The sequence below is a fragment of the Gemella sp. GH3 genome (assembly GCF_013415425.1).
In the GTDB taxonomy this organism is placed as follows: Bacteria; Bacillota; Bacilli; order Staphylococcales; family Gemellaceae; genus Gemelliphila.
On sequence record NZ_JACBYC010000169.1, the window covers coordinates 1 to 424 of the forward strand.

Genomic DNA, 424 nt, shown 5'->3' on the forward strand with positions numbered 1-424 from the left:
ATATACTTCTCAATTCATAATAATCAACAATAGTTCTCACCTTATATTCATAACATGACATGTAAAATCGAGAAGAAATAGCTATATGAGTTTATAATAATGCGGTCAGTCTACCCGGCCGTGTTAAACTCTGCTATTTCTTCTTAATTTTTTATTTAATTTTCAATAATTTGAATTAAATTACCACAAGTATCATCAAAGATAGCAATTCTGACGCTACCCATCGTGGTAGGTGTAACTTTAAAGTTAACATTTGATTCTAATAACGTTTCATATGTTTGTTTTACATCTTTAACACCAAACATTGTAATTGGAATCCCAGCTTCATATAGGCGCTCTTGATAGTCTTTAGAAATGGGATTGCCGTTTGGTTCTAGAATTAATTCTGTACCATCTTGATGTGTTGGAGAGACAAGTGTTAACC

The 424-nt window shown here is 31.8% G+C and carries 1 protein-coding gene; it reads right to left on the bottom strand.

The window, feature by feature from the left end:
• Positions 1-155 precede the first annotated feature (155 nt).
• Positions 156-424: VOC family protein (locus HZY83_RS06630; RefSeq protein WP_179943267.1), on the bottom strand; the 269-nt coding region annotated here is incomplete at its 5' end.